This is a genomic window from Treponema sp. UBA3813, assembly GCA_002368605.1.
In the GTDB taxonomy this organism is placed as follows: Bacteria; Spirochaetota; Spirochaetia; order Treponematales; family Treponemataceae; genus Treponema_D.
Map to the genome: position 1 here is coordinate 37,816 of DFEB01000031.1, position 21,649 is coordinate 59,464.

The 21,649-nt window shown below is 44.1% G+C and carries 21 protein-coding genes; 14 read left to right on the plus strand and 7 right to left on the minus strand.

The features are described 5' to 3' along the window. Positions 1 to 101: 101 nt before the first annotated feature. On the minus strand, positions 102 to 950 hold the full coding sequence (locus B2089_RS04905) for a GTP cyclohydrolase I FolE2 (protein WP_296323402.1): 849 nt from the start codon (positions 948 to 950) through the stop codon (positions 102 to 104). Between the two features lie 27 nt (positions 951 to 977). Next, positions 978 to 1,853: a bifunctional methylenetetrahydrofolate dehydrogenase/methenyltetrahydrofolate cyclohydrolase FolD gene (folD, locus tag B2089_RS04910; protein ID WP_296323400.1), complete on the minus strand. Its 876-nt coding sequence runs from the start codon at positions 1,851 to 1,853 to the stop codon at positions 978 to 980. Between the two features lie 114 nt (positions 1,854 to 1,967). On the opposite strand from folD, the gene B2089_RS04915 reads away from it, so the two are divergent. The 10 genes from B2089_RS04915 to B2089_RS04960 all read left to right on the plus strand — a co-directional run bounded on the left by B2089_RS04915 (position 1,968) and on the right by B2089_RS04960 (position 13,110). Continuing rightward, positions 1,968 to 2,621: a TP0733 family outer membrane beta-barrel protein gene (locus B2089_RS04915; protein WP_296323397.1), complete on the plus strand. Its 654-nt coding sequence runs from the start codon at positions 1,968 to 1,970 to the stop codon at positions 2,619 to 2,621. 17 nt (positions 2,622 to 2,638) lie between these two features. Further along, positions 2,639 to 3,772 (plus strand): hypothetical protein, encoded by a 1,134-nt coding sequence (locus tag B2089_RS04920; RefSeq protein WP_296323394.1) that lies wholly within the window; start codon positions 2,639 to 2,641, stop codon positions 3,770 to 3,772. After that, positions 3,772 to 6,393 (plus strand): AAA family ATPase, encoded by a 2,622-nt coding sequence (locus tag B2089_RS04925; protein WP_296323391.1) that lies wholly within the window; start codon positions 3,772 to 3,774, stop codon positions 6,391 to 6,393. Before B2089_RS04920 ends, B2089_RS04925 begins: the two co-directional genes overlap by 1 nt. 99 nt (positions 6,394 to 6,492) lie before the next feature. Then, positions 6,493 to 7,125: an adenylate kinase gene (locus tag B2089_RS04930; protein WP_296323389.1), complete on the plus strand. Its 633-nt coding sequence runs from the start codon at positions 6,493 to 6,495 to the stop codon at positions 7,123 to 7,125. A gap of 223 nt (positions 7,126 to 7,348) precedes the next feature. Beyond that, the gene (locus B2089_RS04935; protein WP_296323386.1) at positions 7,349 to 9,454 is read left to right on the plus strand and encodes a methyl-accepting chemotaxis protein; all 2,106 of its coding nucleotides are present in this window, start codon (positions 7,349 to 7,351) and stop codon (positions 9,452 to 9,454) included. A gap of 24 nt (positions 9,455 to 9,478) precedes the next feature. Continuing rightward, on the plus strand, positions 9,479 to 9,886 hold the full coding sequence (locus B2089_RS04940) for a DUF805 domain-containing protein (RefSeq protein ID WP_296323384.1): 408 nt from the start codon (positions 9,479 to 9,481) through the stop codon (positions 9,884 to 9,886). Between the two features lie 151 nt (positions 9,887 to 10,037). After that, positions 10,038 to 10,577 (plus strand): glutathione peroxidase, encoded by a 540-nt coding sequence (locus B2089_RS04945; protein WP_296323382.1) that lies wholly within the window; start codon positions 10,038 to 10,040, stop codon positions 10,575 to 10,577. A gap of 40 nt (positions 10,578 to 10,617) precedes the next feature. Next, a complete protein-coding gene (locus B2089_RS04950) occupies positions 10,618 to 11,541 on the plus strand; it encodes an NAD(P)/FAD-dependent oxidoreductase (protein WP_296323379.1) in 924 nt (307 codons plus the stop codon). Between the two features lie 8 nt (positions 11,542 to 11,549). After that, positions 11,550 to 12,668 carry a cation diffusion facilitator family transporter gene (locus B2089_RS04955; RefSeq protein WP_296323376.1) on the plus strand — a complete coding sequence of 373 codons (1,119 nt, stop codon included), beginning with the start codon at positions 11,550 to 11,552 and terminating at the stop codon, positions 12,666 to 12,668. A 16-nt stretch (positions 12,669 to 12,684) separates the two neighbouring features. Next, positions 12,685 to 13,110 carry a MarR family winged helix-turn-helix transcriptional regulator gene (locus tag B2089_RS04960; RefSeq protein WP_296323374.1) on the plus strand — a complete coding sequence of 142 codons (426 nt, stop codon included), beginning with the start codon at positions 12,685 to 12,687 and terminating at the stop codon, positions 13,108 to 13,110. 2 nt (positions 13,111 to 13,112) lie between these two features. Here the strand turns inward: B2089_RS04960 and B2089_RS04965 are convergent, their stop codons facing one another. Next, positions 13,113 to 13,694: a flavodoxin family protein gene (locus B2089_RS04965; RefSeq protein WP_296323373.1), complete on the minus strand. Its 582-nt coding sequence runs from the start codon at positions 13,692 to 13,694 to the stop codon at positions 13,113 to 13,115. Between the two features lie 86 nt (positions 13,695 to 13,780). Between B2089_RS04965 and B2089_RS04970 the strand changes: the two genes are divergently transcribed. Then, on the plus strand, positions 13,781 to 14,704 hold the full coding sequence (locus tag B2089_RS04970; RefSeq protein WP_296323368.1) for a 1-phosphofructokinase family hexose kinase: 924 nt from the start codon (positions 13,781 to 13,783) through the stop codon (positions 14,702 to 14,704). On the opposite strand, the gene B2089_RS04975 is transcribed toward B2089_RS04970, so the two are convergent. Continuing rightward, positions 14,701 to 15,345: a hypothetical protein gene (locus tag B2089_RS04975; protein WP_296323364.1), complete on the minus strand. Its 645-nt coding sequence runs from the start codon at positions 15,343 to 15,345 to the stop codon at positions 14,701 to 14,703. The two genes, B2089_RS04970 and B2089_RS04975, sit on opposite strands and share 4 nt — an antisense overlap. Positions 15,346 to 15,383: 38 nt before the next feature. Between B2089_RS04975 and B2089_RS04980 the strand changes: the two genes are divergently transcribed. From B2089_RS04980 to B2089_RS04990, 3 genes are read left to right on the plus strand one after another with little or no spacing between them, the layout of a single operon-like run. Next, positions 15,384 to 16,916: an NFACT family protein gene (locus B2089_RS04980; RefSeq protein WP_296323361.1), complete on the plus strand. Its 1,533-nt coding sequence runs from the start codon at positions 15,384 to 15,386 to the stop codon at positions 16,914 to 16,916. A gap of 27 nt (positions 16,917 to 16,943) precedes the next feature. After that, positions 16,944 to 17,825 (plus strand): methylenetetrahydrofolate reductase [NAD(P)H], encoded by an 882-nt coding sequence (metF, locus tag B2089_RS04985; RefSeq protein WP_296323357.1) that lies wholly within the window; start codon positions 16,944 to 16,946, stop codon positions 17,823 to 17,825. 35 nt (positions 17,826 to 17,860) lie between these two features. Further along, positions 17,861 to 19,018 carry a sensor domain-containing diguanylate cyclase gene (locus tag B2089_RS04990; RefSeq protein ID WP_296323353.1) on the plus strand — a complete coding sequence of 386 codons (1,158 nt, stop codon included), beginning with the start codon at positions 17,861 to 17,863 and terminating at the stop codon, positions 19,016 to 19,018. A 134-nt stretch (positions 19,019 to 19,152) separates the two neighbouring features. Here the strand turns inward: B2089_RS04990 and B2089_RS04995 are convergent, their stop codons facing one another. Genes B2089_RS04995 through B2089_RS05005 form a run of 3 tightly spaced genes read right to left on the minus strand, consistent with a single transcriptional unit; the run spans position 19,153 to position 21,645 of the window. Then, positions 19,153 to 19,929, minus strand: a complete 777-nt coding sequence (locus tag B2089_RS04995) for a formylglycine-generating enzyme family protein (RefSeq protein WP_296323350.1) — start codon at positions 19,927 to 19,929, stop codon at positions 19,153 to 19,155. Then, the gene (locus B2089_RS05000) at positions 19,926 to 21,083 is read right to left on the minus strand and encodes an FRG domain-containing protein (protein ID WP_296323347.1); all 1,158 of its coding nucleotides are present in this window, start codon (positions 21,081 to 21,083) and stop codon (positions 19,926 to 19,928) included. The genes B2089_RS04995 and B2089_RS05000 overlap by 4 nt, the downstream gene beginning before the upstream one ends. Further along, the gene (locus B2089_RS05005) at positions 21,076 to 21,645 is read right to left on the minus strand and encodes a leucine-rich repeat protein (RefSeq protein WP_296323345.1); all 570 of its coding nucleotides are present in this window, start codon (positions 21,643 to 21,645) and stop codon (positions 21,076 to 21,078) included. The genes B2089_RS05000 and B2089_RS05005 overlap by 8 nt, the downstream gene beginning before the upstream one ends. Positions 21,646 to 21,649: the final 4 nt, after the last annotated feature.

A 21,649-nucleotide genomic window follows, 5' to 3' on the forward strand; every position in this document is an offset into this window, starting at 1 on the left:
CTTCGCCGCCGGGCTTTTCGTGGCTCCGCTATCGCTCCGTTACTTCGTAATGCGCTCCGCGCACCACTACAATCCCTTGCGCTTCGCAATTCTCGCGGAATTTACTCCCCATATTCAGCACATGCATACGCATTATGAAAATGTATGCTCTCTTCCGTTTCGGCTTCGACCGTGAACCATTTGAAATCCATTTTCTTTAAGCCAAGGTAGACTTCCCGCACCACGTCTTCCACGAAGCGGGGATTATCGTAGGCGTGCTCCGTGACGAATTTTTCGTCCTTTCGTTTGAGAACTGAATAAAGGGGTGTTGAGGCGCAATTTTCAATCATTTCGATTACATCCTCAATCCAGAAAAACTTGCTGTAAAGCACCTTGACCTTAACAAAACCCCGCTGATTGTGCGCGCCATACTCAGAAATAGCCTTAGAACAAGGACAAAGAGTGGCAACCGGCACTTTGATTGAGATGAAAAAGCGGGCGTTGCGGGCGGCGTTTGAGCCCGCAGATGGGGGTGTGGGTGAAAGCGAAGCTTGAAGCCCAGGGGGAAGGCTTTCCCCCTCATTATGAATTGATACTTCGCCTTCATAAGAGCAGGTGTATTCCATAAGGCCGGCGGATTTTGTGACCGGGGCGGATTTTTCGATGAAATATGGGAAAGTGATTCGCCCGAAAGCCCGCTCAGCGTCCAGTTTTGAGCGGATTTCTTCCAGCATCTCAAGGAAATTGTTCATGGAAATGTCGTTGTGGTGCTTGTGAAAAACTTCGATGAAGCGGCTCATGTGGGTGCCCTTGAAATTGTGGGGCAGATTAACGAAAAGATTGACCGTGCCCGTTGTTGACTGAACCTTATGATTCTTGTCCAAAACCTGAATCGGATAGCGCACATTTTTAACACCGACTTTTTGCAGAGGAACTTCGCGTGTATCTTGTGTATTTTGAATATCAATCATCAGTTTTCAACTTTCCGTTTTCAACTTTCATTTTGCCCTGTTTTCCGCAGCTTCAAGCGTGTTGTACATGAGCATTGCGATTGTCATGGGGCCGACTCCGCCTGGAACTGGGGTGATGTAGCTGGCTTTCTCTTTCAGGTCTTCAAAGTCGCAGTCACCGATTAGGCGGAAGCCGCTCTTTTTTGTGCTGTCTGGGATTCGGTTTACGCCCACATCGATGATGACAGCTCCGTCTTTAACCATGTCGGCTGTGACTGTATGGGGATGGCCTGAGGCTGCAATCAAGATGTCTGCCTGGCGGGTGATTTCTGCCATGTTTTTGGTTCCTGTGTGGCAGATTGTTACGGTGCAGTTTGTTTCTTTTCGGGCGAGAAGGAGTGAGACCGGCTTTCCTACGATGTTGCTTCGGCCGATGACCACGGCGTGCTTCCCGCTCGTTTCGATTCCCATGCGCTCAAGAAGAACGATGATTCCGTGGGGAGTGCATGGAAGGAAGGCTTTTTTGCCGATTACGAGATTTCCCACATTGACCGGGTGGAAGCCGTCAACATCCTTTTCGGGAGAGATTGCCATAATCACTTTGTCTTCGTTTATGTGTTTTGGAAGAGGAAGCTGAACCAAGATTCCGTGAACAGAATCGTCTTTGTTGAGTTTGTCGATTAAAGCGAGCAAATCTTCTTCGCTGGTGTTTTCGGGAAGCTCAACGCTTTTGTCAGCCATTCCTGCCTCGGCAAGAGCCTTTCTCTTTCCCGTGACATAGCTTACGCTGGCCGGATTTTCGCCCACGAGAACAACCGCCAGGCAGGGCGTGATTCCCTTTGCTTTGAGGGCCGCGACCTTTTCTGCGACTCCTGCCCTAACATCCAATGCAATCTGCTTTCCGTCGATAATCTGTGCACTCATTTTGTAACCTCTTCTTGATTGTTTTCTTTTATATGTATCTTAGAATTGAAAATATACTCTATTTTCAGTAAAATTACTATCTATTATTTAAATATTTAAACATAACGAGGATTTATGAAACGCTTTCTCGCGCTTTTTTGTGCGCTTTTTATGATTTCATCTTTTGCTTTTGCAGACGATGATGCTGAAATCAACACAAACGATGACATTGACCAAGAACAGCCAGAAGAAGAAAGTCCAGAAACCATTGAAAGCAAAACAAGCATTCAAATGAACGAAGCTGGCGATCAATATATTAAAGTCGGTCTTATGGTGACTTGTCCGCTTAACTTTGGCGGTTCATTTCCTTTTTACCGCGACGCAAAACTTCAAATCGGTGGTGCTGGTATGCTCGGCTACCATCGTTTTATTACAAGTTGGTGGGCTCTTGGTGTCGATATCTACTTCGGATATCACCCGACAATCGGCGAAAATATTTTCACATACATTCCATTCGTAATCAATACTACAATTCAGCCGACTTTTTGGCGGCTTGAATTCCCAATCACAGTTGGAGTTGGAGCCGCTATGGAAAACTATTTGAGTCGCACTTATTTTCCTGGTCTTGTACTTAAAGCACAGGGTGGCGTATTCTTCCGAGCAACGCCAAGCTGGTCATTCGGAATCGAGGGCGATTACATGTACTTGCCACAGTGGTACGATGATTCAAAATATAATGACTATGGATTATTCGGCTCTCTTGCCCTTTCAGCACGATATCATTTCTAATTTTTATAGGAACACCAATGAAAAAACATAACAAAAAGACTTCTATACTGTTTGTCACAATCTCTATTTTAATCACTGGATTTCTCTTTTCTGCATGTGATGGAGTTATTTTTGATGAAATCCGCAAAGAAGTAAAACTTGCTGATGCGAAAATAGCCGGTGATATCCAGAACATTATCCGATTTAACTATGGAGGTGAAGAGTGCGTTTTTGTCACAAACGGCAAGATCCGCTACCGCAGTGTTGAACCTGATGTAGTTGACAACAAAGGAGTCGGATTTTCAGATTTTTCAAGCCCAAGTGGTTATGTATATTCCATTGCAGCAGACACCGATAATCTTTATGCCATGTCCGCTACAATCGAAGAAGATGATGATGGCTACAACGCCGTTACAAAAAGAACGCTTTATTGCTATGATTCAGGCTCATGGACGCAAATCTGGTCGGAGGCTTATTCCACAAAACGGGCATTCATTATCTGTACGAATGGTCAAACAAAACGAGAAGCCTATTTTGTATATGGCTTATCTGTTTATAAATTGTCAGGTTCTTCTACGACTATCGATACAAGTAGCACAAGCTATGTCTATGCAGATGGAAATTTTCCAATTGGAAAAGGCCCAGTAACTACCGCAGATCCCTCAAAAACACCGCTAGCTGTAAATTCCTGCACAAGTTTAGGCGTAGGTGGAACTGTTTATTTCAGTTCGGCCTATGCAATGACATCTGCAAAAACTTCAACTTCAGGCGAAACAGCCTACTATTCAGACGGCGCTTATGTTTATTATTCAACTGATGGTAGTAGTTGGGTGCCTGTTAACCTAGGTTGCGATACTATTCTTTCACTCACCATCACTAACAATTACCTTCTCGCGGGCACATCAGACGGTATCGTTCATACTCCCATTAATGTAGATACAAATACTTTAGCGGCAGTTCCTTCAAGCGGAACGGCAGATTTCTCAACAAATGCCGACTCAGCTCTTTCTTCTTACTATGAAATTCCGGCTCTCCTTGCCATCGACCCCAAAAAAAATGAAACTGCTGGAACTATCTATGCATCAAGCATTACCTCAAGTTCTTCTGCATCCCTTAACAATGTAGGCTTGTGGTCATATTACGCTTCAACCGGAGAGTGGAACAGGGAGTAATGGCAGACCTTTTTGACAATTCAAAAAATGAAAAACAGCCTCTCGCAGCCAGAATGAGGCCGCGAAATTTGGATGAGTACATCGGGCAGGATCATATCGTGGGAAAGGGACGGCTTTTGCGCCGTGCCATTGCGGCTGACCAGCTCACTTCCGTTATTTTTTACGGCCCGCCGGGAACCGGAAAGACGACCCTGGCCCGCGTAATCGCAAATCACACGAAATCAAATTTCATCACGCTCAATGCAGTTCTCACGGGTGTCGCCGACATCCGAAACGCAATCAAAAACGCAGACGATTTTTTCAAGCTATATAATAGAAGAACTATTCTTTTTGTGGATGAAGTTCACCGCTGGAACAAGGCTCAGCAGGACGCGCTTTTGCCCTGGGTGGAAAACGGCACGATTATTCTGATTGGAGCCACCACCGAAAATCCTTTTTTTGAAGTGAACAAGGCTTTGGTCAGCCGAAGCCGTGTCTTTCAGCTCAAAGCCCTCACAAAGGAAGATTTGACCAAGGCCGCAAAAATGGCACTCAGCGATGTTGAGCGGGGCTACGGCCACTGGAAGGTGGAATTTGAAAAGGGAGCCTTGGAACATCTGGTTGACACCGCAAACGGAGATGCCCGCTCTCTTTTAAATGCCCTGGAGCTTGCTGTTGAGACCACGCCTGAAAAATGGAATCCTGACGGACGAATCCCGGAACCGGCCTACGGAAGCACGATTTACATTTCCAAGGAAACGGCGGAAGAGTCGATTCAGAAAAAGGTCGTTCTTTATGACCGTGACGGCGACTATCACTACGACATAATATCAGCATTCATAAAATCCTTGCGGGGGCGAGACCCTGACGCCGCCATGTACTGGCTTGCCCGCATGATTCGGGCCGGTGAAGACCCTCATTTTATTTTCCGAAGAATGCTCATTTCCGCCTGCGAGGACACTGGCTTGGCAGACCCTTATGCTCTGGGAGTTGTGACAGCCTGTGCTGACGCTTTTGACCGAGTGGGTCTTCCCGAAGGCCGCTATCATCTGGCTCACGCCGCCCTTTACCTTGCGACGGCTCCAAAATCCAATTCCAGCATGGCATTTTTTGACGCCCTTGCTTCCGTGGAAAAGGAGGATGCCGAAGTTCCAAATCATTTGCGGGATTCTAGCCGGGATGCAGAAGGATTCGGCCACGGAGACGGCTATCTTTATCCTCACGCTTACAGGGATCACTGGGTCGCCCAGCAATATCTTCCCACGGAACTGGTTGGCCGGGTCTTTTACACGCCCACAACTCAGGGCTACGAGGCAAAAATCCGAGACGAAGTTTTAAGCCGCCGTGAAATGCAGATTTCTTCGATTCTGGAAAACATTGAGCCAGAAAAGCCTGAAACGGAAGCCTCTTGCGGAATGCACCCCCTGCCCCACTTTGCCAGCGATTTTTCAAATCCAATCGGGGAATGGTGGATAAACAAGAATTTCAATCAGAACAACACGGTCAAATCCGAAAACCTCACCTTTACACCCAAAGACGAGCGCAAGGAAAACGCCTTAGACAAAGCCGATAAATCCTGGAGAAGCCGCCTGGACTCAAACCGGGCGGAAGTCCTTCTTTCAATCCGGGATGCGATGACAAACCTTGCCCAGCTTACCCGCCATACACGAAGCCTTGTCTGGAACGCCGACGACGGACTTTTGCTCTGGGATGTGAGCCGGAAAACGCCCGAAGGAATCACATGCGGGATCTGCCGAAGCCAGAAAGGCAAGGAAATCATGGAGCAGTACGGCCGCACTTTGGACGACCTTGACCGCCCCCTTCTTACAGTGCGCCCTGAGACACGAGAAAACTATCTTTCGGCTAAAGATTTCAAGGCTATTCTTGAGGATTTTTCAAGGAAAGACATTATCTTCGACAGGATTTTCTTCCGCGACCCTTTCACCAGTCAGGATTCTGCTGATGTTCTGGCCTACGCGCTGAAGGAGATTGTTGAAAGGGATGTCCGGGTCAAGCCCGAACATGACGCTTCTGTCGTTTCCGAACATGACACTCCTGCCAGCCCTGAACATGGCACTTCTGTCGTTTCCGAACCTGGCACTCTTGTCATTCCCGAACATGACGCTTCTGTCGTCCCCGGACATGACACTTCTGTCATTCCCGTGCTTGACACGGGAATCTCTCCCGACTTTTCCGTCATCATCTCACAAAGAATTCCCTGCCACGGTCAGAGAATCAGCGAGCTTGTGCGAAATCAAGTTCTTTCGGGCAATACCGAAGGGCTTCCCCAGAAATTCGAATATATATTGAAGAAAATGGAGCTTGCCGAAAACGAATTCTTCGGCGACAAGGAAAATCCTCTCTTTAACTGGAATGCCGACACAATCGCCGAGAGCTTCAGAAAATACGGTTTCGAGGTAAAATCCGCCTCAAAAGTCGTCACGGAAAAACGCCGCATCTCCGAGGCCGAAATCAGCAAGTGGTTCGATTCTGAAAATTCCTCTTACGGAAAAGTTCTTTCTGCCGCCGTTGGCAACGAAGACTTGGAGCGAATCAAAAATCTTCTTGTCACCGCCGCACAAAAAACTCTCTTCAACTGGAATACGGAGATTGAGTTTTTGAAAATTGGGAACGCAAAATAAAAGATTTCGCTGTTTTCTAATTATTTGTTCTGTGCTAAAATGTGTTATCGTTTTTACGGATGCTGAGCCAAAATCAGCATGAAAACACAGGAGCAAAAAATGAACTTTATTTTCTTAGGACCACCGGGAGCCGGAAAAGGCACTCTCGCAAAAGAAGTCGCTGCGGCTTATGGAATTCCACACATCTCAACCGGAGACATTTTCCGCGAGAACATCAAGAACGGCACGGAGCTGGGCAAAAAAGCCAAGGCTATCATCGATGCAGGCGGCTTGGTCAGCGATGAAATAACAATCGGCCTGGTAAAAGACCGACTTTCAAAAGACGACACAAAGAAAGGTTACATTCTCGACGGCTTCCCGCGCACAATTCCACAGGCAGAGGCTCTCGAAGGCTTCGCAAAAATCGACGCTGCCGTTAATTTCGACATCGAAGACAACGCTGTCGTTGAGCGATTGGGCGGACGCGTTTGCTGCAAAGAGTGCGGTCAGATGTTCCACAAAAAGTTCAATCCGCCGAAAGTTGCAGGAAAATGTGACAAATGTGGCGGCGAGCTTTACACCCGCGATGATGACAAAACTGAATCAATCAAACATCGTCTTGAAGTTTACCGAGAGTCAACAGCTCCGCTCATCGACTTCTACAAAAACAAGGGCAATCTCGTTGATGTAGACGCAAAACCGGCGCCAGAAAAGGTGCTCGCTGAGTTCAAGGCAAAATTCCCAAAGAACTAAGCAGGAGTTACGGGCGGCGTTTGAGCCCGTAGAGAGGGTAGCGTAAATACCCGAACGGAGCGGAGAAGGCGGAGCTTGCTCAGACTTCTCCTGCGAAGTGAGAGGTATTGAAGCGAGGGGGAGTCTTCCCCCTTTTTTTATTTCTTTTTCTTCTTTACAAAAGAATTGTTTTCACCGATAATTAAGAATAAATTAAAATTGTATTTACAACTGAGGTGATTTAATGGCTAGCAAAATTGAAAATAACAAACCTGTTGATCCCAAAGCACGAGACATTCAAATCCAAACAAAATTAATCGCATTGATTGGTGCAGTAATTGTCGCAAGTAGTGTGCTTGTTGCAACAGTCAGTCTTACTGTTTTCGACAAAAACCAAGTTGAGGCTACAGAAACTCAGCTTGAGCACTCTGCGGAAGGTGCAATGCGTGTCATGCTTGACTGGCTTCTAACCCTTAAGGGCTATGCGGCCACTACGGCAGACCGTGAAGATGTTATTAATGCAGTTGCAGACAATGATATTTCCACACTCAAAGAAATTATCTCCTATTACGGTGGAGAATTAGATTATGCTTATATGGCTTTCACCGACCCAAGCGGAACAATTTTAGCAAGCGGTGGAGATAACGCACCGTCTTCAGGACAAAATGTTTCTTCATGCCATGCAGTAAGTCAAGCCATGAAAGGAATATCTGGCTATGGCTACGAATCATATAATTCAAATTACTGTCAGGTTTATGCCTACCCACTTAAAAAAGACGGACGAACTGTCGGAACTACACTCTTTGCTTACGATTTTACAGATGGCGATTTTGTCAGCCTCATGAAAACCGCTTATGATACAGAATGTACAATCTTTCAGGATATCACGCGAATTGACTCATCATTGCCTGGAGTCGTAGGAACAACACTTGCAAATCAAACTATTGTCGATTTGGTTTTAAGAAAAGGTGAAAAATACACAGGCGAGAATAAAATTCAAGGAAAAGACTATTACTCAGTTTATGCGCCACTCTCAAACGATGATGGAACAGTTACGGGTATGCTTTTCATTGCAAAATCCCTCGACCAAATCGAAGCAATTAAATATACCACGCTCAAATTTGTCGTACCAGTTGCGATTGTTCTTGCCATAATCCTCATGCTCGTAAGTTTCCGCTTCATTCACTGGCTCATGTGGCGAATCGAAAATGTCACCAAGCAGCTCCGTGAAATGGCAACAGGCGAGGCTGATTTGACTAAACGCGTCACATTGCGAGTCCTCGATGAAATCGGTGATTTGGTCATCAACTTCAACGCTTTCTGCGACAAATTGCAGCAGATTATCGGTGAGACAAAAAAATCTAAGGATGAACTGGCAATTTCTGGCGAGAGCATGAGCGCAAGCACTCAGGACACGGCAAGCGCAATCACACAGATTATCGCAAACATCGACAGCATTTCTCACCAAATTAACACCCAAAACCAGAGCGTCCAGCAGACGGCGGGCGCAGTTGACGAGATTTCCGCAAATATCGATTCTCTTAACCAGATGATTGAGCACCAGTCTTCCGGCGTAACACAGGCAAGTGCGGCAGTTGAAGAGATGATTGGAAATATCACTTCGGTAAATCACTCAGTCGAAAAAATGGCATCTTCATTTGAAGAACTTGAATCAAACGCAAACATGGGCTTCAAAATGCAGAATGATGTCAACGAGCGAATTCAGCAGATTGAAACTCAGAGCGAAATGCTTCAGGACGCTAACACGGCCATTTCAAGCATCGCTGAACAGACAAACTTGCTGGCTATGAACGCGGCAATTGAGGCGGCTCACGCTGGCGAAGCAGGAAAGGGCTTCGCAGTCGTTGCAGATGAAATCCGTAAACTTTCAGAGACCTCATCGGCTCAGTCAAAGACAATCGGCGAGCAGCTTACAAAAATCAAAGAGCAGATTGGAGAAGTCGTTTCGGCTTCAAATGAATCAAGCCGATCATTCGGCGTTGTTTCTCAGAAAATTCAAGAAACCGACCAGCTTGTCATGCAGATTAAGGCCGCAATGGAAGAGCAGAATCAGGGTTCACAGCAGATTACCAGTGCCCTCAAAACAATGAATGACAGCACTCAAGAAGTCCGGGCGGCATCAGTTGAAATGTCAAACGGAAACAAAATGATTCTTGAAGAGGTTCAGAATTTACAGTCAGCTACTCTCGAAATGAAGGGCAGTATGGATGAAATGTCAAATGGAGCGCGTAAAATCAACGAAACAGGCTCGGCTCTTGCTGATATTTCTGGTCAGGTTCAGAACGCAATCTCCAAAATAGGCGGTCAAATAGACTTGTTCAAAGTCTAAAAATATTAAAGGAGGGATTCATATATGAGTCCAAAGTATGTTGGTTTCGGCGAAGCAGTAAAACTCTTCTTCACGAACTATGTTAATTTCGGAGGTCGCTCAACACGAAGCGAGTATTGGTGGGTTTTCCTTTTCAACATCTTGGTTTCTCTCGCACTCTATCCAATTACTGTAGCTACAGGCTTGAGTTTTCTATCGGTTTTGTGGAGTCTCGGCACTTTGCTGCCAGGTATTGGTCTTTCAATCCGCCGCTTGCACGATGCAGGTCACTCTGGCTGGTGGATTCTGATTAATCTTGTTCCGATTGTTGGACTTATCATTACTCTTGTATTCACTCTGACAGCTTCAGTTCCCGCAAATGAATGGGGTGAGCCAGCCAGCTCAAACGCTGACACTCCTGCTCCTGCTAACGAAGAATCAAGCGCTAACTAATAACTTTCCCTCGCAAAATGCGAGGGATTTTTTATTTTAAATTGAATTTCCCCTTGACAAATTAAGTTGCATACAATATATTTTATACAGTTAAGTTGTATACAATTTAATATTACTGGATTCAATAGCGGTTAGCCGCAAGGAGAAAATTATGGCAATTTACGATTACAAGGTTTTGGACAGAAAGGGAAACGAAGTTTCAATGGAATCATTCAAGGGCAAAGTCCTGCTCATCGTCAACACGGCGACTGGCTGCGGATTCACCCCACAGTACAAAGGACTTGAAGAGCTTTATCAGAAATACCACGACAAGGGCTTGGAAATCCTCGACTTTCCCTGCGACCAGTTCGGTCATCAGGCACCGGGCGATGATGAAGAAATCCACGAGTTCTGCCAGATGAAGTACAAGACCAGCTTTGACAATTTCAAGAAAATCGAGGTCAACGGCGAGAACGAAATTCCTCTCTACACATTCTTGAAGAGCCAGAAGGGATTTGCAGGCTTTACCGGAGTCAAAGGCGCGCTCATGAACGCAGTCGTAGGTAAAATCGACCCGGACTTCAAGAACAACGCCAACATCAAGTGGAATTTCACGAAATTCCTCGTTGACCGCGAAGGAAATGTGATTGAGCGATTTGAATCAACAGTTGAGCCAAAGAAAATCGACGACAAAATCGCATCATTGCTGTAGGATATATCCACAGATTTATGACAGAAAAGAGGTGTAAACCATGAACTATGACATCATCATAATCGGAGCGGGACCGGCCGGAATCTCGGCGAGCCTTTATGCAAAAAGGGCGAATTTGAATGTGGCTGTCATTTATTCTGGTGAAAGCCAGCTGGAAAAAGCCCACAAAATCGACAATTACTACGGTTTCCCCGAAGGAATCACGGGGCCAGATTTGTACGCCAACGGAATTCAACAGGCTAAAAACCTGGGCATTGAGGTAATCGAAGCCGAAGTCACTCACATAGAGCTTCTCGCGCCCCCGCCCCAGACCCAGTATTCGGTCAAAGCTGGCGAAAAGGAATTGAGCGCACCTGCAATCATTCTCGCCACAGGAAACAAAAAACTCCGCCCCACTATCGAAGGCATCATTGATTTTGAAGGGAAGGGCGTTTCTTACTGTGCGGTTTGCGACGGATTCTTCTACCGCAAAAAAAATGTAGCCGTCATCGGAAACGGAAAATTTGCAGTCGAAGAAGCCACGCATCTTGCACACATCGCAGAAAGCGTAACGATTCTCACCGACGGAAAAGATGAAAGCGAAGTCAAGGCGGCAGTCGCGGCTGATTCATCAATCGCCGGAAAAATCAAAATCGGCACGAGAAAAGTCACGAAAATCATTCCAAACGGAGAAGGCACAAAAGTCGGCGGCGTAACATTCGCTGACGGAGAAAGCCTGGCATTAGACGGCGTATTTGTCGCCCTGGGAAGCGCAGGAGCCGCTGATTTTGCGAAAAAGCTCGGTCTCATGCTCAACGGAGACTCAATCGCCGCAAACGAAAAAATGGCAACGAACGCGCCGGGAATCTTCTCATGCGGAAACGCAAACGGCGGACTCCTACAGGTATGCAAGGCAGTCTATGAGGGCGGTCTTGCAGGCTTAAGCGCAGTTGACTATATCCGAAATTTGAAGAAAACAGTATAGTAGATTATATGCTTACTGAAAATCGTGAAAAAATCATCGTCCGCACCAGTATTCTTGGAATCGTGGCCAATATTGCCCTGGCTTCATTCAAGGCGCTGGTCGGCTTGCTCTCAAACTCCATCGCCATCGTTTTGGATGCGGTGAACAACCTTACCGACGCGCTTTCTTCCGTCGTCACGATTATCGGAACTAAACTGGCAGGAAAGCCCGCCGACAAACAGCACCCCTTCGGTCACGGCCGGGCAGAATACCTTTCGGCACTGGTGATTGCCCTCATCATTTTGTATGCAGGTATTACTTCTCTCATTGAGTCGGTCAAAAAAATCATTAATCCCAGCACGCCTGACTACACCAGCGCGGCTCTGATTATCGTAAGTTCAGCCGTTATCGTAAAGATTTTACTGGGTCTTTTCGTTAAGCGCACCGGCAAAAAAGTAAATTCCGATTCCCTCGTGGCCAGCGGTCAGGATGCCCTTATGGATTCAATAATTTCGGCATCAACCTTGGTGGCAGCGGCAATTTTCCTGATTTTCGGACTTTCCCTTGAAGCATATCTTGGCGTAATCATCTCTTTTGCAATTATCAAATCGGGCATTGAAACCATGAGGGAAACATTAAGCAAAATCTTGGGAGAGCGAATCGACGCTCAAATTGCCCATGCCATCAAAAAAACAGTCGCCTCCGTTGACCCGGAAATCCGCGGCTCCTTTGACCTCGTTCTAAACAATTACGGTCCTGACAAGCACATTGGCTCAATCCACATCGAAGTGCCCGACACATGGACGGCAGACAAAATTGACACCGTAACGCGAAAAATCAGTGCGGCAGTCTACCAAAAGCATAATGTTGCAATGGCAGCCGTTGGAATTTACAGCGTGAACACAAAACAGAACTCGGCAGCGGAAATTCGCTCACAAGTGTCAAAAATCGTGCATGAGCACAAGGACATTCTTCAGATGCACGGATTTTTCGTGGATGAAGAGGCAAAAGTCATGCGATTTGACATCGTAGTTTCCTTCGATTCGCCAAATATGCAGGTAATGTACGATCATGTCGTCTCTGATGTGCGCGAAGCCTTCCCAGACTACGATGTTCAAGTTCAGTTTGATTTTGATATAAGCGACTAAATACAGGATTTTAATTATGGAAAAAAATTACGATTCACTTAAACTGAAAAACCAGCTCTGCTTCCCGCTTTATGCGGCATCACGGGAAATCATGCGTAAATACACGCCGATTCTCAAAAATCTGAATCTTACCTACACCCAGTACATCGTAATGATGGTAATGTGGGAGCATAAATCCCTCAAAGTCGGTGAAATCAGCAATTATCTCTATTTGGACACTGGAACTCTCTCGCCCCTTCTCAAATCAATGGAAGAAAAAGGGCTGGTAAAACGAGTGCGTGACAAAAATGACGAGCGGGTAGTAACGATTACAATCACGGCGGAAGGAGAAGCCCTCAAAGAAAAAGCACTTTCCGTACCCGAAGAGATGGGAAAGTGCATGAATATTTCACCCGAAGACGCTCAGGTACTTTACAAAATTTTATACAAGATTATCGGCTAAAACTAGCGGATAAAATTCGTAAAGATTTTCTTTTCGGCTTCAGGCTGGGCTACTCCGGCCTGCTTTCCAGCCTCAATGCTCTTTAAAATCCAAGCCATGTTGCGGCCCATCGTGCGCATGATTTGAATTCCTTCTTCGTCCTGAAGCACATCGGCGCCGTTTGAGCCGTGAACCATGTTCCAGTAGCGGGAAGTAATCACGGGCTGCTGGGCATAAGTGATGTATTTGTTGATGACATCAAGACAAGCCGTTGTTCCGGCACGACGGGCAACAGTAAGTGCGGCTGCAGGCTTAAAGCGCAGGAATTTCTCGCCCTTCCAGTAAAGTCTGTCTAAAAATGCGATAAGCTCACCGCTGGGAGAAGCGTAATAAACCGGCGAGCCGAAAACAAGACCGTCTGCATTCTGGATTTTTTCGATTGCTTCATCCACAAGTGCGTCAATTTCGCCTGTTAGTGCCCGGCCTCCAACCCAGAAAATTTCGGTCTCTACGCCGTTTTTGCCAAGTGCCTCAGCTACGAGATTCAATGCCGTGTATGTGCTGCCTTTTTCGTTTCGGCTTCCGTTAAAAAGAATTACTTTCATCTTAGCTCCTTAAAATAAGATATTTTATTATATCATACATTTTTGCTCGCTTGTCAAAATGAAATAAATCATTCATACTATTTAATATGAAAATTCTTTGTGTTTGTTTGAGCTCAACTATTCAGCGTACAATTAAATTTGACTCGTTTACAACAGGACAAATAAATCGTTCACAAATTTGGCGCGAAGATGCCAGCGGAAAAGCTTTAAATGCGGCTCGTGTCCTTAATCAGCTTGAAGAAGGCAGTTCAGTAGCACTTTGCCCGGTAGGAAACTCAAACGCAGAGCATTTTATGGTTCTTGCTTCACGCGACAATGATTTATATGTCCATCCTATCTATGTTGAAGGAAACACACGCGAATGTTGGACACTTCTCGATGCTAAAACGGGCTCGACAACTGAAGTCATCAGTGATGCGGCAGAAGATTTGCATCATTTGGCAGGCGCAGAAGCTGAACTCGATCTTATCGAGTCTATCCGTGAATATATGGCTGTTTGTGATGCACTTTTAATTGCAGGAAGCCGCCCCGTAACATGGTCAAAAAATATTTGTGCGAGAATTTGTGAAGTCGCACATAAAGCAGGCAAGCCGATTCTTGCTGATTTCCGTGGTGAGGATTTGCTTGATACGCTTAAAGTTTGCACTCCACAGATTATCAAAATCAATGAGGATGAATTTTATCAAACTTTCGGTAACTCATCTTTAAGCGAAAATGAACTTGAACAGGCAATCAGCAAAAAAAGCGAAGAATTGCATAATATTATTGTTGTCACTCGCGGAGCAAAAGATACTCTTGCGGCAGAAAACGGAAAAAGCTATCGTTGCCCAACCGAAAAAGTCACCCCACTTAACACAACAGCTTGCGGAGATTCTTTTGATGCAGGATTTATTCGCGAATATCTTCTCTCAAAGAATATTGAGGCGGCTCTTTCTTTGGGAAACCACTGTGGCGCACTTAATTCTCAAACAATAGTACCAGGCTCAATAAAGAAAGCCGGTGAAAACTAAAGGTGCCACAAAAGTCCGAGGGCGGGAATAATTGTAAATCCCTTACAACTTCCGTCCTGAATGACTGAACTCCAAGATTTTGAATTCATTTTATAATAAAAATCATAGCCAATTTTTGAACCTGCATAAATTCCCATATTTCGCGAAAAATTCACTTCAATATTGAACCACGCCCCCACACCAACCGTATAAACAGATTCTTTTATAATTTCGTCGTTGTTTTTTTGCTTACTTATAAATCCATCAAGATGAAATCCGGCTCCAACAGGAATGTTAAAAGTTTCATCACGATACAAGACTGTATAAATTCCTGCGAGAATATCCGTTCCGAAAAAATATTTGTAGTCAGAATAATTTGTTGTTGTTTGGTGTTTTTCGTCCAAGACAATTACTTTTGAATAAGGCATATATATATCTGTGTTAAGGAAAATACCAATTTTCATGTAATCGTTCATATTGCGATAATTAAGATTCAAGCCAACGGCATTTAGGCGCATTGAGTCGTAAGAATCAAATTTGTAATCATTTTTTACTGTGGGAAAGGAAATACCAAAACAAAAATTCTTGTTAGAAAAATCACTCATAGCACTTGCAGAGAAGATGCTGGCAAAAATCAAAAAAGCGAAAAATATTTTCTTCATGCCAAAAATGTAGTATTATTATTGAAGAAAGTAAAGATATGAGCCTTAACTGCAACGAAATTGATTTAATTCTCTCAGAACTGGATTTAAACGGAGCCTTTGTTCAGGAAGTCGTACAGCCAAATTTTAATTCTCTGGCAATCTACACTTACAAGCCCGGCCAGCCAAAAACGATTTTTATTTCTTTGGAAGCGGGAGCCTGCCGAATCTGTGAGACAAGGCGCAAAATCACCAAGAACGAAAAGCCCCTCAGATTCAACGAAATGCTCAAGTCAAAAATCAAAGGCGCGCGTATTTTGAATTGCCAGCAGCTGGGCAAAGAACGAATCATCAAAATCGATTTGGAAAAAGCCGGTGCCATTTATGTAATGCCCCAGGCTCAGGAACACGCCGCAAAAAAAGCAAAATCCCTGCAAAACGATGACGAAGACGAATTTTTCTCCCTTTACATCCGCTTGTGGTCAAACGCGGGAAACATTTTCCTCTGCGACAAAGAAGGCCTCATCCTCGATTCATTTTACCGCCGCCCGGCCAAAGGTGAAAAAACCGGAGAAATTCTTGCCCTGCCGGAAGAAAAAGCACTGAGCGAAGGTGAACTTTCCGCCCTGAACGAAAAATTTCCCCTGAGGGATTTTGAGGAACTTGCCGCCGATTACGCAGAAAAGCATCCTGATTATCCAAATCTCACTTTCAACCAAAAAGTCGATTTATTTTATTCAGAGAACGCGGCCCAGACTTCCCTTGAAAGCCTTTTGGAGCAGGCAGAAAAATGGTATCAGTCCCACAAAAGCCGCCAGATTGCAGCCCTTGACCGTCTCAAAGAAAAGCGGGAAAGCTTTAAAAATGCAGCTCAGTACAAGCATCAGGGTGATTTGATTCTTGCCTACGGTTATGCCCTGGACGGAAACTCAAATTTCCTCGAATGTGAAGATTTTGAAAGCGGCAGAAAGGTGAGCATCAAGATTGATCCGAAAAAATCCGCCCAGGAAAATGCCGCCGCTTACTACGAGACTTACAAAAAACAGACCAGCGGTCTTGAAAATCTGGACTACGACATTGAGGCTGCGGAAAAGGCAGTGGCCGAACTCGAAGCCCAGTACGCAAAAATCACCGCCGAAAAAAATCCAATCAAGCTTGAGCAAATCTTGCGAAAAACCCAAAAGCCCAAGCAGCAGGAAAAGAAAGCCCACCCAGGTCTGGACTTTTTGATTGACGGCTGGCAGATTATCGTAGGCCGGGATGCAAGCGAAAACGATGACTTGCTCCGCCACACGGTAAAAGGCTCGGACATGTGGCTCCATGTGCGGGATTATCACGGCGGCTATGTTTTCATCAAAAATCGCCCCGGAAAGACCGTTCCTCTGGAAATTTTACTGGCGGCAGGAAATCTCGCCGTATATTTTTCAAAAGCCCGCAAAAACGGCAAGGCAGATTTGTATTACACTCAGGTCAAGCATCTCCGCCGGGCGAAAAATGCTCCCAAAGGAACGGTTTTGCCAACCAACGAGAAGAATCTTTTTATCAAGCTGGATGAGGCAAAAATAAGGGAAATTTTAGCGCGGATAGAATAAAATATTGCAATCCGCTATAATCAACCTATGAAAATCGTAGATATTTTGAATTCTAAGAAAGTGACGCTCTCTTTTGAGGTTTTTCCGCCTAAAAAGCAGGACGCACTTGAATCTATAAAAAATACGGCTGTGGAACTTACCCAGCTCAAACCAGACTTTATCAGCGTGACTTTTGGCGCAGGCGGCTCGACTCAGGGCTACACGGCAGACATTGCTCAGGCCATTGAGTCTCAGGGAACGACGGCACTCGCTCATCTTACCTGCGTGCGCTCGACTACAGATGCACTCAATCATATAATCAATAATCTTAAAGCCAAGGGAATTTCAAATGTGCTTGCCTTGCGAGGGGATTTTCCAAAAGATTCAGTTGAAGGCGAAAATATTTTCCCGTCGGGATTTTCTCATGCAAGCGACTTGGTTCCCCTGCTCAAAAAAGAAGGATTTTGCGTGGGCGGAGCCTGCTACCCGGAAGGCCACCCCGAAAGCGCAAACCGCGACGCTGACATCGAAAACTTAAAGCACAAAGTCGAAGCGGGAGTTGATTTTTTGACTACCCAGCTATTCTTTGACAACGACATGCTCTACTCTTTCCTCTACCGCTTGCAATCGGCGGGAATCCATGTTCCGGTCTTGGCGGGAATCATGCCAATCACCAACGCCGCACAGGTCAGCCGTATGGTGGACTTATCAAATGCCTACATTCCACGAAAACTCATGGCAATCTGCGACCGCTTCCGAAACAGCCCGGAGGCAATGAAACAAGCCGGAATCGCCTACGCCACCGACCAAATCATCGATTTAATCTCCAACGGCGTGCGTGGAATCCACATCTACACCATGAACAAGCCCGAAATCGCGCGGGCAATCATCAGCAATGTGAATGAGATTATCAGTGCAACGAATTTGTAAAGCACTATAAATAGTTCCCTTAGGATTCGGCAGCTATGGAAATGACAGTAGACTTATTTGACAGCATCATAAATACTTCACAAGACTGTGTTTTCTGGAAGGACAAAAACAGGAGATTTCTTGGCGTAAACCAGGCTTTTTTGGATTTTTACGGATTCGAATCAGAAGATGTGCTCTTAGGCAAAAATGATGAGGAAATGGGCTGGCATTCTGATCCAGAGCCTTTTAAGCAAGACGAACTGCGGGTTTTAGCCGGTAAAAGCACTTACAAAGTACAGGGGAAATGCATCATCCGTGGCGAAGAGCGGGACATTATCGCTTCAAAGCGGCCTCTTTATAACGGAGACGAAATCGTCGGACTCGTGGGCAGCTTCGTTGACATTACCGATGTAATCCGCCGCAAAGAGAAAAACGACGGCTCGCAAGTCCTTTACACCATAGACAAGCTCAGGAAATACAGCTTTTTCGACAAGATAATCGACGAGATTAGCCTTGAGGAAATCCTTGACCCGCTCACAGGAATTTTGTCGCGCGCATATTCCATGAAGTTTGTCCACTCCCTTATCGCAGAAAAAATTCCCTTCACATTCACAATCATCGATTTGGATAATTTCAAATTCATTAACGACACTTATGGACATACGGCCGGAGACAAGGTGCTTGCGTCCATTTCCAAAAGCCTTGCTGAATTTACAGACGGCTTTGCCCTTGCGGGAAGATTCGGCGGAGACGAGCTTCTCCTGATAGATTTAAAAAATATCACCACAAACGAGAAAAGCGCTTTTTTTGAAAATCTTTATGGCAAATCAAACACATTGAGAAAAGAAATTTTCTTTGAAAACGGAGCGGCATTCGTTACGGGAACATCCGGCTGCGCGTCATTTCCAAAAGATTCCGATAATTTCTCTGATTTATTCGGCCTGATTGATAAAATGCTCTATCTTGGGAAAAATCTTGGCCGCAACTGCTATAAAGTCTATGAAGAAGAAAAACACAAATATGTGGAAATCCGTAAGATAGCCAAAAACGGCATATTCAAGAATATGTACAAATTGAGGACTGACATCGAATCAGAAACAGGTTTTGAAAACAAATTGTCAAAAGTCATGCCGCAGATTAGCGAAATTCTGAAAGTTCCTGATTTTTACTATGTCACTTCTGACGGAAAAATGCGCGGTAAACCGCAGCCTTAGAATCTGGCAGGAAAACGAATGCGCGATTCTTTATTATCTTGCCGAGCTTTTGTCCGATGATTTATAGGCTCGCATTTATTTCTCGAAAGGATTAGAAAAAAAACGGTCAGCAGGGAAGTCTTAGCGCGTTGGTGTTATTTCGACTTTCTGACAACACGAAAGCCTATGCAGCCAAAATCTACCATTCTTTCCTGCGGCTCAAGGCCTTCACGATTTGCAATACGACAGTAATAGTCATAAATATAGGGTGAGCCACTTCGTAAAACTTTTCTATCGCCAAGAGTTGGACCGCAAGGATTTGTCTCAGCCCTATTTGAATAGTCGTCTTTCCAATCCCAACACCATTCTCCAGCATTTCCACTCATATCGTAAAGACCTAAATCATTAGGTTCTTTTGTAGCGACTTTATGTGGCTGCCCATCACTGTTTTCATTATACCAAGCAACTTTGTTTATGTTGTCGCTTCCACTATACTCATAATTTTTTTTGTGAATTCCACCACGAGCCGCATATTCCCATTCAGCCTCTGTCGGTAAACGATAACCGTTTGCATCCTTATTCCAAGTAACACCATTTTCAGTAACCTTGTAACACGGCATAAGTCCTTCTGATGTACTCCATTTATTGCAGAAAGTAATTGCATCAAACCAGCTTACATGAGTTACTGGATATTTATTTCCGATAATTTTAGATGGATTATCACCCATTACCTTTTCATACAGTTCCTGAGTAACCTCTGTTTTCATCATATAAAAACTGCTCACGGTTACAGAATGAATAGGAAGTTCATCCTCATCGCCATTTTTACTACCCATTAGGAAAGTACCGCCTTCAATAGCAATAAATTCCACAGAACCAGAATTACACGATACAAAAAAAATCATCAATAACAAATAAAATAATTTTCTCATATATTTATCCTCTCATTAATTTCATTCGCAACACAATCCATATCAGGATAGATAAAATCCTCGGTAATATTGAATCTAGAAAGCTCCCTCACAATTTCGTCTTTTCGTTCGGGAGGAATCAGCACAACTTGTTGGACACCATCTTTTTTGTAAAATATTCTTCGTAAATTAAATGGGTCAATATCAAAAATTTTGCAGGTGTTTTTACCAGAATATGGCTTTATTTTTCCGAACTTTAACTCCCACGAGTTATTAACAAAAAGATTTCCCCATTTCGGATTATCCAATACATCATGAAAATTAATATACTCATTTTCAAGGAGATACTTCGTCAAATTATTTGCATTCTTTTCTTGTCCGTTGATTTCCAGAACCTCATTCGCATTTACAATGATGAATGCCCCCTGCTGATTTTTTATGCGTGGATTATTTTGCGGGACACGAACAATTACAGAGCGACGAATAATATCACGCAACTGAATAAATTTTTCATCGTGCATATAATTTCTGTCTTTTTTCCATTCCATGCCAAGTTCCCATAGGTTGAATTCTTTTTTCATAAAAGCTGTACTTGAAATAATACTTACAGTTGAACTATGGATTTGTTTTAGATCATAGGGCTTTTTCTCGTTTTCTTCGTCAGGGTCTTTAAAAATGGTTATTTCTCCCCATTCAGATTTTTCTGATTCGCGGTTCGTATTGAATTTTTTCATTGGTGAGCAGGCAAAATACAAGGCTGCCAGCGGGTTTTCGGAAATATCGAGTGCACGAGTTCCTAATCCGTAATGCTGCATCAAAACGAGACGAGCCATGTCATTCTCACAAGAATTGAGTTCATTTGAAAAGCGGCGTTCAAAAGACTCTATCATTCGCCGTTCATTTGCGGGATTCTTTCTAAGCGAACTGGGATTAATCAAATAATTAGCATTGCCCTGCCCACGATAAAAAACTGGATTTTCATAACTTGATTCAAGCGTACTGATAAAATCTATATAATCCCGCAAGCAAGTAATAACCTTTGGCTTTACGCTCAAATCATTATCGACTTTCACTACTTTTTCAAGATTTTTATAATCATTCTGCGAAACTTTATTTTCATAGGAGCCGTAGCCTTTGAGTCGCAATGCTTTATCAAAATCTGATACTTTAGTCATCGATAAACCTATACCCATATTCACGAGCAAATCGCTCAAGTCCTGAATTCTTTTTTCCTACAAAAGTAAGTGACTCAGGGCAATCCTCAAATGGATTCTCAGTAAAATCAATTTCTTCAGCAAAAGAAACAAAACTGCGCAGGACAGAGCATCCCGAAAATGCACCTTTTTCAATAATGAGTTTTTTACACTCTGGCAAAACAATAGTGCTAATGTTTTTACATTCTGAAAATGCAAATGCTTCTATTGCAAATTTGTCTGTTTTTGAAATAGAAATATTTTTAACAATCGACTTTTCTTCTTCCCTAGATTTCTTATTGCTTAAATTACAGCAGCAAAAAAGATTCAAATCTTCACAGTTTGCAAAGGCTTCTCTTTTGACAATTTTTAGTTCGTTATCAAAAAATATTTTTTCAAGCCCTGTCACATTTTTAAATGCACTTGCTGAAATAGTGTTTATTTTCTCAAATTTTAATTCCCAAGTTTCTTTGTCTTGAGAGTCATAAAAATTAAAGATAAAATGCTTCAAATCACCATCTTTTTCTACATACACAGGTTTCATGATG